1 protein-coding gene is annotated in these 566 nt (G+C 30.6%); it reads left to right on the forward strand.

The features are described 5' to 3' along the window. Positions 1-566 (forward strand): transposase (locus tag KA858_RS10965; RefSeq protein WP_210135697.1); only part of this gene is annotated, 566 nt, incomplete at both ends.

The following is a 566-nucleotide window of genomic DNA, read 5'->3' on the forward strand; positions in this document are numbered from 1 at the left end:
GCGACGTAGGTCAGTCTTCTTTTGATGCTTTACCTGAACACTTAATGATGGACGAATTTAAAAGTGTTAAAAATGTAACTGGGAAAATGAGCTTTATTTATGCAGATGCTGTATCACACCGCATCGTAGATGTGGTAGCGGATCGTAAGTTAAAATCGCTAAAAGATCATTTTTATCGCTATTCTTTGAAACTAAGACAAAAGGTCAAAACAGTAACGATTGATATGTATGAACCATATATGTCGCTAATCAAGCAATTATTTCCTAATGCGAAGATTATTATTGATCGTTTTCATATTGTTCAATCTTTAAATCGAGCTTTAAATATGTCTAGAGTTCACATAATGAATGGTTTTAAAACTTCTAATAGACCGCTTTATAATAAATATAAAAGTTATTGGAAACTATTTCTTAAACCTTTCGAAACGCTAGAGGCATTTAATTATCGTAAAGCTCATTTATTTAAAGAGTGGAAAACCGAAAAAGGCATTATGAATTACTTATTAGGTGTAGATGTAGAACTATATAATACATATCAATACGTTAATGAGTTAAGACGATTATTA

Origin of the sequence: Staphylococcus sp. GDX8P80P (assembly GCF_017893095.1) — a bacterium.
Taxonomy (GTDB): domain Bacteria; phylum Bacillota; class Bacilli; order Staphylococcales; family Staphylococcaceae; genus Staphylococcus; species Staphylococcus borealis.